Here is a 13,703-nt window from a genome sequence, read left to right as displayed (position 1 = left end):
CATAAATAGTGTGAGGTCTCAGTCTGCCCGTGTTTCTTCATACCGGGCGCCAGCCAACGGAATCGCCAGCAGGATCATGAAAGCCATGCCAAATACGGCATCGCGCAGGATGGCATTGAACATGCCGCCAACCATGATGGCAAGTCCGAGCATCAGTAGCCGCATGCCATGATGGTTATTCATGCGCCAGGCTACTGCCAGCTGCATCAGCCAGATCCACAACAATGCAGCAACGCCGATCACACCTATTTCCGCTGCATACAGCAGATAGTCGTTATGTGGTGTAGCGAAAACGTCGACATCGCGCTCGGTAGCCAGTTTGGCGTAATGCGGCTCCCAGGTAGAAATGCCGTGCCCGGTTAACGGCCGTTGGGCGATGATTTCCAACGTCAGTGCATATATCTCCAGACGGTTTCCTTGGGCGCTGGGCTTATTCCCCTTGGAAAAGGCAACGATATCGTTAAAAGTCGTTGTCATTCTTTCTTTAAAGCCGCTCGACATTCCCCATGCAGCAGCGACAATGAGTGCAACGCCGAGCAATCCGGCAGCGCCACGCCAGTGTCCTCTCAGGTATCGCACGCTCGCCACGATACATAACAATACAAAAATTACGATAGCAGTACGAGTCTTGGTCAAGAACAGAACGGGCGTCGCGATATAGATGAATGCAACCAAGATGCGCGCCAAGGATTTCCAACCTGTTGCCAGCGTCATGTCATAAAGTAGCCATCCTGCCGCTATTGCCAGCAAAATCCCCAGCAAAATGGATTTGTTGCCGGAATAAGCTCGATAGGCATTAAACAAGCCTATATCTGGAAGCAACTGCAAGACATTCAAGTAAAACAGCATCGCTGCATACAATGCGCCAGCAATGAATGCTTTATAAGCCCAGTTTTGCCACTCTCCTTTACCCACACTGATAAACAACAGCAGAAACAGATAAATTTGGTAATGGGCAAAGCCGGACCAGAATGCCTTTTGCGGCCGCTCCAGAAAAATGCCGGCCAGGCAGGTCACAAGCAGCATGGCCATCACCGGGCGGAACATGGGATGTGCCCGAACCTCGGCCCAACGCTTACGATAATCTCCCGCCAGCATCAGACTGAACAGGAAAATCACCACGCCCAGATAAACGATCCCGACCGGAAAAAACAGCAGAAACGGCAAAATGGCCAGTACATATTGCGGCCACTCGCCGCGTCGTGCTGCAAAGCTCATCGTGGTTGGCACTTTCTTAATTTATTCGCGCCAGTAGTCGGCAATCCAGGGAGCCCGTTTCACATACCGGAAAGCGCGGTTACGGCGGCCTTCCAAAGCGTCAGGCGGATTGACTTCGCCGTGGAAAATCACAATCCGGGTTCCGGCCGGGATTATCGGCGTACGCCAGTAATTGGTCGGCCAGGGCGGAATGCAATGGTATTTGTAACTGCAGCACCATTCACGCGGCCAGTATCCCAGCTTGCCCTGCTTGTGCAAGACATCGGAAAGGAAGGCCTGTTCATTGCGAAAGGTTTTGCGGGCTTCGGCCTGGGTGGCGCGGAACTGGGCCAGCACATCGGCATGCGCGCCGATGCGGAAGCGATAGACCGAGGAATTGCCCGTGACCCGCCAGGGACGTTTCCAGTCATGGATGATCAGGAATTCGCCCGGATGCTCGAAAAAGCAATCGATGCTGTCGGTGATGACGACATCCAGGTCAAGGAACAAGGCCGTGCCGCGCAAACCATGCAAGTCAGCTTCAAAAGTCGTCAACTTTTTCCAGCCGCGCTCGGGCAAGCCTTCCGGCAGCTTCAGGTCGGGAATCGGCAGGCATTCGACTTCGGAACGCACGCCTTCGCTGCGGTCGGTCAGACAAACGAAGCGGAAGTCTCCACTCAGGTGACGTCGCACCATGCCATATAAACGATTGACATACTCGGGGCCATACTTGGTGCCCCACTTCATGCAAAGAATTACGCGCCCGTCATCGGCCGCCGCATTGCTCGTTGTTGTCAAAATTACTCCATCCAGTGAAAATCCCGTCCTTTATGGGTAACAGGGACTGTAGCCAGCTAATAGAAAGAAGCTATCGCTAGCGGCAAGCGAAGAACTTTGCGGATTATCCCCGCCGATTTCAAGTTGTGCAATGACCAGCGAAGAAATTGCCCTATTTCATGTGCGTTGCTCGCGCCACATCATTCCGCGCAGGTAAAATAGATGGATGACTTCCCCGCAATTCATTCATCTCCGTCTTCACTCCGAATACTCCATCGTCGATGGCCTGGTGCGCATTGACGATGTCGTCAAGGCTGCTGCCAAGGATAAGCAGCCGGCGCTGGCGATTACCGACCTGGCCAACCTGTTCGGCATGGTCAAATTCTACAAGGCTGCGCGCGGCAAGGGCGTCAAGCCGATCGCCGGCTGCGATGTCTGGATCACCAATGACGAGGAACGAGACAAGCCCTCGCGCCTGCTCTTGCTGGTCAAAAACCGCGACGGATATCTGCAGCTCTGCGAATTGCTGGCCCAGGCATGGTTGACGAACCAGCATCGCGGCCGCGCCGAAATCCGCATCGAATGGCTGGATAAACTGCAGCCGGGCGGCCTGATCGCCTTGTCGGGCGCGCAATACGGCGATATCGGCATGGCGATCGACAATGGTAACCTGGCCGCCGCGGAAAAATGCGCGCAGCGCTGGGCCCAGATTTTCCCTGGCCATTTTTATATCGAAGTGCAACGCGCCGGCCACGCCAACGGGGAGCTGCATCTGCGCCAATCCGTCGCGCTGGCCGCCAAGCTCGGCTTGCCCGTGGTGGCGACCCATCCGGTGCAATTCTTGAAGCCCGAAGAATTCATCGCGCACGAAGCGCGCACCTGTATCGCCGAAGGCGAAATCCTGGCCAACAACCGCCGGGTCAAGCGCTTCAACGAACAACAATATTTCAAGAGCCAGGAAGAGATGGCGGCACTGTTCGCCGACATGCCGGCGGCAATACAAAACACCATCGAAATTGCCAAGCGCTGCAACCTGAATCTCGAACTGGGCAAACCCCAGCTGCCGCTCTTCCCCACCCCGGACGGCATGTCGCTCGATGACTTCCTGGTGCAAGAAGCCAAGGCCGGCCTGGAAGAGCGCCTGATACACCTGTACCCGAATGAAGCCGAGCGTGAGGAAGCGCGGCCGCGTTACGAAGCGCGCCTGAAGTTCGAGACGGATACCATCAACAAGATGAAGTTTCCCGGCTACTTCCTGATCGTGGCCGACTTTATCCAGTGGGGCAAGAACAATGGCGTGCCGGTAGGGCCGGGCCGTGGTTCCGGCGCCGGCTCGCTGGTGGCGTATGCGCTCAAGATTACCGACCTCGACCCGCTGCGCTACAACCTGCTGTTCGAACGCTTCCTGAATCCGGAACGCGTCTCGATGCCTGACTTCGATATCGACTTTTGCCAGGAAAACCGCGACCGCGTGATCCAGTACGTCAAGGACCGCTACGGCCGCGACGCCGTCTCGCAGATCGCCACCTTCGGCACCATGGCGGCCAAGGGCGCAATCCGCGACGTCGGCCGCGTGCTGGACATGGGCTACATGTTCTGCGACGGCATTTCCAAGCTGATTCCCTTCAAGCCAGGCAAGCAGGTATCGATTGCCGACGCTATCGAGGAAGAGCCGCTCCTGAAAGAGCGCATTGAAAACGAAGATGAGGTCCGCCAGTTGATCGACCTCGCGCAACAGGTGGAAGGCATCACGCGTAACATCGGCATGCATGCCGGCGGCGTGCTGATCGCGCCGGGCAAGCTGACCGACTTCTGCCCGCTCTACACGCAAGGCGGCGACGCCGGCGTTGTCTCGCAGTATGACAAGGATGACGTCGAAGCCGTCGGCTTGGTGAAGTTCGACTTTTTGGGCTTGACCACGCTGACGATTCTCGACCGCGCGGTCCGCTATATCAAGATGCTCGACCCGGCCCTGGCCGACTTCGCGCTGGAGAAATTGCCGCTGGATGACCGGGCTTCCTACAAGCTGCTGACCGACGCGAAAACCGTCGCCGTGTTCCAGCTAGAAAGCCGCGGCATGCAAGGCATGCTGAAAGACGCGCGTCCCGACCGCTTCGAGGACATCATCGCGCTGGTGGCGCTGTACCGCCCGGGCCCGATGGACCTGATCCCGGATTTCTGCAAGCGCAAGCACGGCGAAAAGTTCGATTATCCCGACCCTCGTACCGAGGGCATCCTGTCCGAAACCTACGGCATCATGGTGTACCAGGAGCAGGTGATGCAGATGGCGCAGGTGATCGGCGGCTATTCGCTCGGCGGCGCGGACTTGCTGCGCCGTGCGATGGGTAAGAAGAAGCCGGAAGAAATGGCCGAACATCGCCTGATCTTCCGTGAAGGCGCGGCGAAGAACGGCTTGTCGCAAGAGAAGGCCGACGAGATTTTCGACTTGATGGAAAAGTTCGCCGGCTACGGCTTCAACAAGTCGCACGCCGCCGCTTACGCCCTGCTGTCGTATCACACCGCCTACCTCAAAGCACACCATGCCGCTGCCTTCATGGCAGCCAACATGTCGCTGGCGATGGACGATACCGACAAGGTCAAGATCCTGGTCGAGGACGCCGTCGATGTCTGCGGCCTGACCATCCTGCCGCCGGATATCAACCAGTCGCACTACCGCTTCATGCCGGTAGGCGAGCCCGGCAAGAAAGCCATGCAAATCCGTTACGGCCTTGGTGCGGTAAAGGGCAGCGGCCAGAGCGCCATCGAAGCAATCATTGCGGCGCGTGAAGAAGGCGGCCCGTTCACCGACCTGTTCGACTTTGCCAAGCGCGTCGACAAGCAGCAGATCAACCGACGCACGATCGAATCGCTGATCCGATCTGGCGCCTTCGACTGCTTCAAGGTCGACCGCGCTGTCCTGCTGGCTTCGGTCAGCCTGGCACTGGAAAACGCGGAACAGGCAGCAGCCTCCGCCAACCAGGTCAGCCTGTTCGGCGACGATAGCGAACTGGCGGCGCCTCCCGAATACATCAAGGTGCCGGCCTGGAGCGAAAAACAGCGCCTGACCGAGGAAAAAACCGCGCTCGGGTTTTACCTGTCGGGCCACCTGTTCAATGCCTACGCCGCGGAAGCACGCAAGTTCGCCCGCTCCAAGCTGTCCGATTTGGCGCCTTCGCGTGACCCCAAGGTGATCGCCGGCGTCATTACTACTGTGCGCACGCAGATGACCCAGCGCGGCAAGATGGTGATCGTCACGCTCGACGATGGCAGCGCCACAGTCGATGTTACCGTCTATAACGAGCTGTATGACCCGAACCGCGGCATGTTCAAGGAAGATGAATTCCTCGCCGTCATGGGTAAGGTATCGGAAGACCGTTTCTCCGGCGGCTTGCGCATTACGGCCGACAAGGTGATGGATATCGCCGCGGCGCGTGCGGCATTCGGCAAGGGCTTGCGACTGTCGATGAATGGCCAGGCCGATGCCAAGAAATTGCGTGAATTGCTCGCGCCATTCCAGGCGGAAGATGCTTGCCGCGTGGTGGTGCAATACACCAAGAATGGCGCATTGGGCGAGCTGCAATTATCGGATGAATGGCGTGTGCGCGGCGACGATGCCTTGCGCAGCAAGCTGGGAGAATGGCTGCAGCACGAAAACGTTTGGTTTGAGTATTGAATGACTAATTAATCCAAGATGGATTAATTAGTTACTTTTTAAATTCCAGCAAACCGCGAATACGCCCCAGCAGGCGCGCCACATAGCGCGGCGACGGCACCAGCAGGCGCGGCACCAGCGCCGCCAGCGCCAGCAGCAAAGTCTTTCGTCCCAACGCTGTAGCTTGCCGAGGCCCCACATGCTTGCCGGTGAAGATCAGCTTGGATTGCGCATGGTGGTAGCCGCGATAGAACTCGGCGCGTAGCGGGCTCTTGCCGCGCACCGAACTGCGCGACAGGTGCGTTACCGACACATGCGGCACCACCACGATAGCCTTGCCGCTGTCGAACACGCGCTGGCACAGATCTTCGTCTTCGTAGTACAGGAAAAATCCCTCATCGAAGAAGCCGATCTCGCGCATCACTGCCATATTGAACAGCATCGCCGCACCGCATACGAAGCCGACGCAACAAGGTCCGTCAGCCCCCGGCCCGCGCGAGCGCCATAGCTTGCCAGGCCAGCGGTAGCTGAGCTCGATCTCGCCGCCGCGACGAATCAGATGCGGCGCGATGATGGCAGCATCTGGAAACTCGCCAGCGGCAGCCAGCAATCCCTGCAACAGTTCCATCAAAGGCAGACAATCGGGATTCAGCAGCAAGGCATGACTCGTCGTGACTCGATGCAGCGCCTGATTATTGGCTGCGCCAAAACCGAGATTACGCTCGTTGCGCAAGACCAGCGCGTTGGGCATGGCACGCGCGGCAGTGTCTGCAGTGTCATCATTGCTGGCATTGTCGACAATGGTCACGTGCGGCAGTTGGGACAAAGTCTCTGCCAGAGCAGGAATACAATGCGCACTGTTGTAGGTAACGACAATGACAGTCAGATCAGCAAGGGTGGGAGTCATAGGCAAGATTCGGTTACAGCGCCAAATTTTACCATGCGAAAATGCGCCCGCATTCCGCGCAAGGCTTATAATGCTGGGAAATCAAAGACTTAGAGAAGTTTCCATGCAGTCCACTACCGCACCCATCGTTAACATCGCCGCCTACAAATTCATCAGTTTCGACGATACCGCAGAAAAGCGTCCGCAATTCCAGGATATGTGTCGCGAGCTCGATCTGAAAGGCACGATCCTGCTGAGCCCCGAGGGCATCAACCTGTTTCTGGCCGGCGTGCGCGAATCCATTGACCGTTTCCTCGCCTGGCTGCGCAGCGATGCGCGCTTTGCCGATATCGAAGTCAAGGAAAGCTATTCAGACGAGCAGCCTTTCAAGCGCATGATGGTCAAGCTCAAGCGCGAAATCATCACCATGAAGCTGCCGCTGATCCAGCCGGAAAAAGGCCGCGCCCCGGCAGTCGATGCCAAGACGCTCAAGCGCTGGCTGGATACCGGCGTGGATGATGACGGCAAGCCGGTAGTGATGATGGATACCCGCAATGCTTTCGAGGTCGATGTCGGCACCTTCGACAACACGCTCGATTACCGCATCAGGAAATTCAGCGAATTTCCGGAAGTCGTCGCCAAGCACAAGGATGAACTGGCGGACAAGACCGTCGTCACGTTCTGCACGGGCGGCATCCGCTGCGAAAAGGCAGCGATCCACATGCAGAATATCGGGTATGAGCGCGTGTACCAGCTGGAAGGCGGCATTCTGAAGTATTTCGAGGAAGTCGGCGGTGCCCACTATACGGGCTCATGCTTTGTCTTCGATTATCGGACTGCTCTGACACCTGAGTTGAAGCCATCGGGTGAAATTCGCTGCAAGGATTGCGGAGCGGTGATCAAGGGACAGGAAGAGGAAGAGCCGGTGCTGATTTATGGGAAGCTGTGCAAGCAGTGCGCGGTTTAATAACGAATCACTATTCCTCCGTCTAGCGTAGGTGCGGCGAGCGTTATCAATTCATCAATTGAGCTTATGACTGGCTCTGCAATTCTTATTGCGCAGCGGCGAAGGTGCAGAACTACACTGCCTTCAGCCCACAATCTGCAATCAGTGATTAGCACTTGAATTATATTTTTTGACAATATTTGCTAATATGCAGTCAGCGGGCGAATCCTATAGCATCTAAAAATCGAACAATAAGCACACTCGGGGAGTCTTATGAGCATCGTACCTACCATTCTGTGTGGCGGCGCAGGTTCTCGCCTCTGGCCACTTTCCCGAGAAATGCACCCCAAGCCATTTATCCGCCTAGCAGACGGGCAAAGTTTGTTGCAGAAAGCGTTTCTGCGGGGTGCGATGCTTCCCGATGTAAAAGAAATACTGACCGTCACAAATCGTGAATTGCTGTTCAAAACCGAAGATGATTTTCGCGAGGTGAATGGCAATAAAATCGGCACTTCTTATATTCTTGAACCGTTTGGTCGCAACACTGCGGCCGCCATTGCCGCCGCCGCATTACATATTGCAAAAGCCCATGGCGAAGACGCCATCATGCTGGTTCTCGCGGCTGATCATTTGATCACTGATCAGCAAGCTTTTGCCGACGCTGTCAAGCAAGCACTGGCGCTGGCTAAACAGGGCAAGCTTGTCACTTTTGGCATCCATCCGGCAGCGCCGGAAACCGGCTACGGCTATATCGAAGCCGAGGGAAACCATGTTGTGCGCTTTGTTGAAAAACCTTCGCTAGAAAAAGCTCAGGACTACCTGGCATCCGGCCGCTTCCTATGGAACTCTGGCATGTTCTGCTTCGAGGCCGGCATCATGTTGCAGGCACTTGAACAGCATTGCCCGGAAATTCTGGCCGCCACCGCAGCCTGCATCGAAGCGTCGCGCCTGGCTGAGGGCAAAGGCTTTAGCCAGCTCGACCTTGACCCGGATGGTTTTCGGAATGTGCCGGACAATTCCATTGACTATGCCGTCATGGAAAAATCCGACCGGGTGGCAGTGATCCCCTGCGATATCGGCTGGAGCGACATCGGCTCCTGGAGTGCCTTGGGAGAGCTGACCAATTGCGACGATCAAGGTAACCGCATCATTGGCGAAGCATTGCTGCATGATGTGAGCGATTGTTATATCCGCAGCGACCAGCGCCTCGTTGGTGCAGTCGGGGTGGACAATCTCATCATCGTTGATACCCCCGATGCATTACTGGTTGCCGACAAATCCCGTTCGCAGGACGTCAAGCAGTTGTACGCCACCCTGAAGGCGCAAGGTCATGAAGCACATAGACTTCATCTGACTGTGCATCGTCCTTGGGGGACTTACACTGTATTAGAGGAAAATGTTCAGTACAAGATCAAGCGGATTGTCGTCAAACCCGGCGCGTCGCTGTCTTTGCAAATGCACCATCACCGCAGCGAGCACTGGATCGTCGTAAGTGGCATGGCTAAAGTCGTCAACGGTGATCGCGAATTGTATGTCAACACGAACGAATCCACTTACATACCAGCCGGACATAAGCATCGGCTCGAGAACCCCGGGATACTGGACCTTGTCATGATCGAGGTGCAGAGCGGCCAGTACCTCGGCGAGGACGATATCGTGCGATTCCAGGATAATTACGGAAGAGCTGGATAGCGTTGGCATCAAGTTAATCCTTGTGGATTGCTGATGCACACTTAACAGCCGAACCTGGAGGCGCATAATGGAAGTTATGGAACAGCGTCTGCTTCGCGCAGCTTGAAATTAATTTAAGTAAAGGTTTTTGATGATTGTAGTTACAGGTGGCGCCGGCTTTATTGGCTCGAATTTTGTACTGGATTGGCTGGCGCAATTGAACGAGCCTGTCATTAACCTGGACAAGCTCACCTACGCAGGCAATGTCCAGAACCTCAGCAGCCTGGAAAGCGACCCACGCCATATCTTTGTCCAGGGCGATATCGGCGACAGCGCGCTAATCCGCTCCTTGTTGCAGCAATATCAACCGCGCGTCATCCTCAACTTTGCAGCAGAAAGCCATGTCGACCGCTCGATCCACGGTCCGGAAGATTTTATCCAGACCAATATTGTCGGCACCTTCCGCTTGCTGGAAGAAGTGCGCAGCTACTGGAATCAATTGGAAGTCGACGCAAAACGCGATTTCCGCTTCCTGCATGTCTCCACCGACGAAGTCTATGGTTCGCTGAAAAAGGAAGACCCGGCTTTCAGGGAAACCAATCGTTACGAGCCCAATAGCCCCTATTCCGCCAGCAAGGCTTCCAGCGACCACCTGGTACGCGCCTATCACCATACGTATGGCTTGCCGGTGCTGACCACCAATTGCTCCAACAATTACGGTCCTTACCACTTCCCGGAAAAGCTGATCCCTTTGATGATCGTGAATGCGCTCGCGGGCAAGGCGCTGCCGGTATACGGCGACGGCATGCAGATACGCGACTGGCTGTATGTCAAGGATCACTGCAGCGCGATCCGCCGGGTGCTGGAAGCCGGCCAGCCGGGTGAAACGTATAACGTCGGCGGCTGGAACGAGATGCCCAATATCGAGATCGTGCGCCGTGTTTGCACCTTGCTCGATGAGTTGCGTCCGCGTGCCGATGGCAAGCCGTACAGCGAGCAGATTACCTATGTTGCCGATCGCCCCGGTCACGATCGCCGCTATGCCATCGATGCCAGCAAGATCGAGCACGAACTGGGCTGGAGGCCGGCTGAAACATTCGACACCGGTATTCGTAAAACGGTGCAATGGTATCTGGATAACCCGGAATGGGTCGCGAATGTGCAAAGCGGCGCGTATCGCGACTGGGTTGAAACCAATTACGCAGATCGCACGGCATGAGCGCGCCCAAGACCATTCTGCTTTTCGGCAAAGGCGGCCAGGTAGGCTGGGAATTGCAACGCAGCCTGGCTCCCTTAGGCAAGGTCATCGGGCTGGACTTCAACAGCACCGAGCTTTGCGGCGACTTCACCAATCTTGCTGGCCTGAGCAAGACCGTGGAAACGGTGCGCCCCGACTTTATTGTCAACGCGGCGGCGCATACGGCAGTGGACAAGGCGGAAAGCGAACCGGAACTGGCACGCACGATCAATGCGCTGGCCCCCGGCGCATTGGCGGAAGCCGCGCAGCGCGTCGGTGCTTGCCTGGTGCACTATTCGACGGATTACGTCTTTGACGGCAGCGGCGATCAACCCTGGAAGGAAACCGACACGCCGGCGCCGCTGAGCGTGTATGGCGCCACCAAGCTGGAAGGCGAACGCCTGATTGCCGCAGCCTGCCCCAAGCACTTGATCTTCCGTACCAGCTGGGTGTACGCGGCGCGCGGCGGCAATTTTGCCAAGACCATGCTGCGCCTGGCAAAGGAACGGGACAGGCTGACCGTCATCAATGACCAGATTGGCGCGCCGACAGGCGCCGACCTGCTGGCTGACGTGACGGCTCACGCGATTCGCAGCCTTGCCGTCAAGCCGGAACTGGCTGGCCTGTACCACCTGGTTGCCAGCGGTACGACGTCCTGGCATGGCTATGCCAGTTTCATCGTGGCGCATGCACAGCAAGACGGCGTGGCGCTCAAGGCAAGCGTTGACGCCATCGACCCAGTGCCGACCAGCGCATTCCCCACACCGGCAAAGCGGCCGCACAATTCGCGCTTAGATACCAGCAAGTTGCAGGCTGCGTTCGACTTGACGCTACCGGACTGGCAGCAAGGCGTTCAGCGCATGCTGACCGAAATCCTTTGAGCTTTCACTGATTCATCATGACACAACGTAAAGGCATCATTCTCGCCGGCGGCTCTGGCACCCGGCTGCACCCGGCGACACTGTCCATCAGCAAGCAACTGCTGCCCGTGTATGACAAGCCAATGGTGTACTACCCGCTGAGCACATTGATGCTGGCCGGGATGCGCGACATTCTGATCATCAGTACGCCGCAGGATACGCCGCGCTTTCAACAGTTGCTGGGCGATGGCTCGCAGTGGGGAATCAACCTGCAATATGCCGTGCAACCGAGCCCGGATGGCTTGGCGCAAGCCTTTATCATTGGCGAGCAATTCATCGGCAATGCGCCCAGCGCACTGATCCTGGGCGACAATATTTTTTATGGCCATGACATTTCGACTTTGCTGAAGAATGCGGATGCCCAAAAAGAAGGCGCCACGGTATTTGCCTATCATGTGCGCGATCCGGAGCGTTATGGCGTAGTGGCATTTGACGATCAAGGCAAAGCCAGCAGCATTGAAGAGAAGCCGCTCAAGCCCAGGAGCAACTATGCTGTCACCGGCTTGTACTTCTATGACAGCCAGGTGGTCGACATCGCCAGGGAGATCAAGCCAAGCGCCCGGGGCGAGTTGGAAATCACCGAGGTGAATCAAACCTACCTGAATCGGGGAAGCCTGAATGTACAAATCATGCAGCGCGGTTATGCCTGGCTGGATACCGGCACGCATGACAGTTTGCTGGAAGCCAGTCTGTTCATCTCGACGCTGGAGCATCGGCAAGGACTCAAGGTGGCCTGCCCTGAAGAGATCGCCTGGCGCAATGGCTTCATCGACCGCGAGCAATTGGCCAGGCTGGCGCAGCCACTCAGCAAAAATGGCTACGGGCAGTACTTGCAACAGCTATTGAAGGAACCCTTTAAGTGAACGTCATTGCCACTGCGCTGCCGGAAGTGCTGATTTTCGAACCGCGCGTCTTTGCCGATGAGCGCGGCTGGTTCATGGAAAGTTACAACCAGGCCGTGTTTGAAAAAGCTGTCGGCTATGCCGTGCATTTCGTGCAGGACAACCACAGCTATAGCATGCGCGGCGTCTTGCGCGGCTTGCATTTTCAACTGCATCCCTATGCCCAAGGCAAGCTGGTGCGCGCGACCCAGGGCCGGGTATGGGATGTCGCGGTGGATATCCGCAAGAGCTCGCCGACTTTCGGCAAATGGGTGGGAGCGGAACTCAGCGCCGAAAACCGCCGCCAGTTCTGGATTCCGCCTGGCTTTGCCCATGGCTTCATCACCTTGAGCGAGACTGCAGAATTCCTGTACAAAACCACCGCCCTATATAACAAAGAGTCGGAAGGCGCGATTGCCTGGAACGATCCGCAACTGGGCGTTCAGTGGCCGGAAATCGCGCCGGCTGATGTGATTCTCGCGGCGAAAGATGCGGCAGCGCCCTTGCTGAAAGATGCCCGGCTCTTTGATTAAGCCGCAACCGGACAGTCGTACGCATTTGTAATAACGTAATCTCCCCTAAAATGACGGCATGAACTACATCGGCCGTTTCGCTCCCTCTCCTACCGGCCCGCTGCACCGCGGTTCGCTGGTGGCGGCCATGGCTAGCTATCTGGACGCCCGAGCCCATGGCGGAAAATGGCTGGTGCGCATTGAAGATATCGACGAGCCGCGTTGCCCGCCTGGCGTTGCGGAAGATATCCTCGCCACGCTCGCTGCTTTCGGCATGCGGTGGGATGGCGAAGTGGTATGGCAAAGCCGGCGCAAGCATCTGTACGAAGCGGCATTCGCGCGGTTGGGGAGGTGGGTTTATCCATGCGGCTGCACGCGCCGCGAGATTGCGGATTCACGCATCGGCATTGCAGCCGATGGCGCCGCCGTCTATCCGGGCACATGCCGCCATGGCCTGGCGCCTGGAAAAACCGCGCGCGCCTCCCGCGTTCGGGTGCCGGATGCCGGCGATCCGGCTGGCGTCATCCGGTTTGAAGATCGCTGGATGGGAATAGTTTCCCAACAACTGGCGACCGAAGTCGGGGATTTCGTCCTGAAGCGTGCCGACGGATTCTGGGCATACCAGCTCGCGGTGGTGGTGGATGATGCCGACCAGGGAATTACGCATATCGTGCGTGGCGCAGACTTACTGGATTCCACGCCGCGCCAGATTTATCTCCAACAGCTATTGGAGGCGCCGACACCCTCTTACCTGCACGTGCCGGTGGTGACCAATGAAATCGGCGAAAAACTCTCCAAGCAAACCGGTGCAATGGCACTCGATACGGAGGCGCCATTGGCGGAATTGTTGCGTGCGGCGCAATTTCTGGGGTTGCAAATAGATGGCCCGCCAGACAGCGTGGAAGCGTTCTGGACTGTGGCGGTAACGGCGTGGCAAATGCGGCTGAGGCTGGATGGCACAGTGCTGCCCTTGCCGGCTATCCAGCCTGCGCAATAGGGGCGCGATTCTTATCTGAGTCCGGCG

The 13,703-nt window shown here is 57.0% G+C and carries 11 protein-coding genes; 8 read left to right on the top strand and 3 right to left on the bottom strand.

Going from position 1 to position 13,703, the window contains the following annotated elements:
* Nucleotides 1-18: 18 nt before the first annotated feature.
* Both EDC30_RS03850 and EDC30_RS03845 read right to left on the bottom strand, forming a co-directional pair.
* Nucleotides 19-1,218 (bottom strand): O-antigen ligase family protein, encoded by a 1,200-nt coding sequence (locus tag EDC30_RS03850; RefSeq protein ID WP_132257471.1) that lies wholly within the window; start codon nt 1,216-1,218, stop codon nt 19-21.
* Between the two features lie 21 nt (nt 1,219-1,239).
* Nucleotides 1,240-1,944 (bottom strand): glycosyltransferase, encoded by a 705-nt coding sequence (locus EDC30_RS03845; protein WP_132257766.1) that lies wholly within the window; start codon nt 1,942-1,944, stop codon nt 1,240-1,242.
* Between the two features lie 256 nt (nt 1,945-2,200).
* On the opposite strand from EDC30_RS03845, the gene dnaE reads away from it, so the two are divergent.
* Nucleotides 2,201-5,647: a DNA polymerase III subunit alpha gene (gene dnaE, locus EDC30_RS03840; RefSeq protein ID WP_132257470.1), complete on the top strand. Its 3,447-nt coding sequence runs from the start codon at nt 2,201-2,203 to the stop codon at nt 5,645-5,647.
* A 31-nt stretch (nt 5,648-5,678) separates the two neighbouring features.
* Here the strand turns inward: dnaE and EDC30_RS03835 are convergent, their stop codons facing one another.
* The gene (locus EDC30_RS03835) at nt 5,679-6,533 is read right to left on the bottom strand and encodes a glycosyltransferase family 2 protein (RefSeq protein WP_132257468.1); all 855 of its coding nucleotides are present in this window, start codon (nt 6,531-6,533) and stop codon (nt 5,679-5,681) included.
* Nucleotides 6,534-6,636: 103 nt separating this feature from the next.
* Between EDC30_RS03835 and EDC30_RS03830 the strand changes: the two genes are divergently transcribed.
* The 7 genes from EDC30_RS03830 (at nt 6,637) to gluQRS (ending at nt 13,676) form a co-directional block, all read left to right on the top strand.
* The gene (locus EDC30_RS03830; RefSeq protein WP_132257466.1) at nt 6,637-7,479 is read left to right on the top strand and encodes a sulfurtransferase; all 843 of its coding nucleotides are present in this window, start codon (nt 6,637-6,639) and stop codon (nt 7,477-7,479) included.
* Between the two features lie 252 nt (nt 7,480-7,731).
* Entirely contained in the window at nt 7,732-9,150 is a 1,419-nt protein-coding gene (locus EDC30_RS03825; RefSeq protein WP_132257464.1) for a mannose-1-phosphate guanylyltransferase/mannose-6-phosphate isomerase, read from the top strand.
* Nucleotides 9,151-9,280: 130 nt separating this feature from the next.
* Nucleotides 9,281-10,348, top strand: coding sequence for a dTDP-glucose 4,6-dehydratase (gene rfbB / locus EDC30_RS03820; RefSeq protein ID WP_132257462.1), 1,068 nt, complete (start codon nt 9,281-9,283; stop codon nt 10,346-10,348).
* Entirely contained in the window at nt 10,345-11,247 is a 903-nt protein-coding gene (rfbD, locus tag EDC30_RS03815; RefSeq protein ID WP_132257461.1) for a dTDP-4-dehydrorhamnose reductase, read from the top strand. The genes rfbB and rfbD overlap by 4 nt, the downstream gene beginning before the upstream one ends.
* A gap of 17 nt (nt 11,248-11,264) precedes the next feature.
* Nucleotides 11,265-12,149 carry a glucose-1-phosphate thymidylyltransferase RfbA gene (rfbA, locus tag EDC30_RS03810; RefSeq protein WP_132257459.1) on the top strand — a complete coding sequence of 295 codons (885 nt, stop codon included), beginning with the start codon at nt 11,265-11,267 and terminating at the stop codon, nt 12,147-12,149.
* Nucleotides 12,146-12,700 (top strand): dTDP-4-dehydrorhamnose 3,5-epimerase, encoded by a 555-nt coding sequence (gene rfbC, locus EDC30_RS03805; protein ID WP_132257458.1) that lies wholly within the window; start codon nt 12,146-12,148, stop codon nt 12,698-12,700. The genes rfbA and rfbC overlap by 4 nt, the downstream gene beginning before the upstream one ends.
* 58 nt (nt 12,701-12,758) lie before the next feature.
* Nucleotides 12,759-13,676, top strand: a complete 918-nt coding sequence (gluQRS, locus tag EDC30_RS03800) for a tRNA glutamyl-Q(34) synthetase GluQRS (protein ID WP_132257456.1) — start codon at nt 12,759-12,761, stop codon at nt 13,674-13,676.
* Nucleotides 13,677-13,703: the final 27 nt, after the last annotated feature.

The sequence above is a fragment of the Paucimonas lemoignei genome (assembly GCF_004342585.1).
Taxonomy (GTDB): Bacteria; Pseudomonadota; Gammaproteobacteria; order Burkholderiales; family Burkholderiaceae_D; genus Paucimonas; species Paucimonas lemoignei.
This window is presented reverse-complemented; position numbering and strand designations above follow the sequence as displayed.

What these genes read in the sequence shown, in the direction of transcription:
- EDC30_RS03850 (WP_132257471.1), bottom strand. Translation starts at nt 1,218, where the DNA reads ATGAGCTTTGCAGCACGACGCGGCGAGTGGCCGCAATATGTACTGGCC.
- EDC30_RS03845 (WP_132257766.1), bottom strand. Translation starts at nt 1,944, where the DNA reads ATGAAGTGGGGCACCAAGTATGGCCCCGAGTATGTCAATCGTTTATAT.
- dnaE (WP_132257470.1), top strand. Translation starts at nt 2,201, where the DNA reads ATGACTTCCCCGCAATTCATTCATCTCCGTCTTCACTCCGAATACTCC.
- EDC30_RS03835 (WP_132257468.1), bottom strand. Translation starts at nt 6,533, where the DNA reads ATGACTCCCACCCTTGCTGATCTGACTGTCATTGTCGTTACCTACAAC.
- EDC30_RS03830 (WP_132257466.1), top strand. Translation starts at nt 6,637, where the DNA reads ATGCAGTCCACTACCGCACCCATCGTTAACATCGCCGCCTACAAATTC.
- EDC30_RS03825 (WP_132257464.1), top strand. Translation starts at nt 7,732, where the DNA reads ATGAGCATCGTACCTACCATTCTGTGTGGCGGCGCAGGTTCTCGCCTC.
- rfbB (WP_132257462.1), top strand. Translation starts at nt 9,281, where the DNA reads ATGATTGTAGTTACAGGTGGCGCCGGCTTTATTGGCTCGAATTTTGTA.
- rfbD (WP_132257461.1), top strand. Translation starts at nt 10,345, where the DNA reads ATGAGCGCGCCCAAGACCATTCTGCTTTTCGGCAAAGGCGGCCAGGTA.
- rfbA (WP_132257459.1), top strand. Translation starts at nt 11,265, where the DNA reads ATGACACAACGTAAAGGCATCATTCTCGCCGGCGGCTCTGGCACCCGG.
- gluQRS (WP_132257456.1), top strand. Translation starts at nt 12,759, where the DNA reads ATGAACTACATCGGCCGTTTCGCTCCCTCTCCTACCGGCCCGCTGCAC.